This is a genomic window from Rhizobacter sp. P2_H2 (assembly GCF_056403375.1).
Map to the genome: position 1 here is coordinate 1 of NZ_JBFUFP010001133.1, position 1,689 is coordinate 1,689.

The 1,689-nt window shown below is 66.5% G+C and carries 1 protein-coding gene; it reads left to right on the forward strand.

What is annotated here, in order from left to right:
• Positions 1 to 316: 316 nt before the first annotated feature.
• Positions 317 to 1,689 (forward strand): metallophosphoesterase family protein (locus AC1D15_RS30830; protein ID WP_477829028.1); only part of this gene is annotated, 1,373 nt, incomplete at its 3' end.

Genomic DNA, 1,689 nt, shown 5'->3' on the forward strand with positions numbered 1-1,689 from the left:
GTGTGGAAAAACGAGGACTTGATGGCTTCAAGAATAGGAGCCGGCCGTCTCTTCCGGAAGACTTGTGTCTTATATAAGACTAAAAATAATCTTCAATGAAATCAATGATTTGATCCTTCTATTTCTGGATGTGAAATCGACTTCTTCCATCTGGAAGAATGAGCGCAGCAAGGCATCACTGTTTTTCCACAATACGAAACGATGTTTTCTTGATGCGGAAAGCTGAAATGCGAGGCGCGCATCTTGCGAGGCGTGCCTGTCACCTGCGCGCCATGCTGCGCAGCCAAGATCGCGAACTTTCAAGGAGGGCCTGCCCGTGTCGTACCGTCGTTTCTCAAGCCGCCTGCGGCTGTGTCTGCTGGCCTCGGTGTGCGCAGGCCTGAGCGCCTGTGGTGGCGATGATGGGCCGTCGTCCCCGGGCGAGCCCGCCGCTTCGCTGACCATTTCCGGCACCGCGGCCACCGGTAGCGCGCTGGCGAATGCCACGGTCGCCGTGCGCTGCGCCGACGGCAGCCAGGGCACTGCCACCACCCGCGCCGACGGCGGCTATTCCGCCGCCTTCAACGGCAAGCTGCCCTGCGTGCTGGAGGCCGATGCGGGCACGCTCGGCAAGCTGCACTCGCTGGCCACGGGCAGCGGCAGCACCGCCACGGCGAACATCACGCCGCTGACGGAAGCCCTGGTGGGCAAGTTCTCGGCGGACACCGTGGCCTGGTTCGCGGGCTTCGACGCCACCGCAGGAGCCAAGCTCAGCACCGCCGCGGTCTCCGCCGCCCAGGCCGCGGTGAAGGACGAACTGGTGGCCAACGGGGTCAGCATTCCCGCCTCGGTGAGCGACTTCCTCGCCGGCGCGCTGGTCGCCGCTTCAGGCAACACGCCCGGCAACGAGCACGACCAGCTGCTCGACGCACTCGCCGCCAAGACCTTCAGCATCAAGCTGGTGGCGATGAACGACTTCCACGGCGCCATCACCGCGCCGGCCGCCACCAACGGCGGCACGGTGACCCTGCCCGACCCGGCCCATGCCGCGGGCACCAAGGTCAACGTGGGCGGCGCGGCCTACGTGGCCACCGCCATCAAGGCGCTACGCGCCAAGGGCCCCAACAGCGTCGTGGTGGGCGCAGGCGACATGACGGGCGCCTCGCCCTTCGTCTCGTCGGCGACGCACGACGAAGCCTCGGTGGATGTGCTGAACCGCATCGGGCTGGAGATCACCTCGGTCGGCAACCACGAGTTCGACTACGGCCGGGCCGAACTGCTGCGCAAGCAGAACGGCGGCTGCTTCCCGGTCTCCGGCGCGCAAGGCACGGTCGGGGCCGACACCTGCTTCATGGACGCCGCCACCGGCACCTGGTCCGCCACCGGCGGCAGCTTCAGCGGCGCCAAGTACAAGTACCTGGCGGCCAACGTGGTCGACCAGGCGAGCAGCATGCCGCTGCTGCCGGCCACCGCCATCAAGCGCTTCGGCCCGGTGGCGGTGGGCTTCATCGGCCTGACGCTCAAGGGCACCACCGAGCTGGTCGCCGGCACCGGCATCAGCGGCCTGAGCTTCCTCGAAGAGTCGGCCACCATCAACAGCCATGCGAAGTCGCTGAAGGCGGCCGGCGTTCAGGCCGTGGTGGTGCTGATCCACCAGGGCGGCGTGTCGACCGCGACGACGGTCAACGACACCAGCTGCCCGGTCAGCTT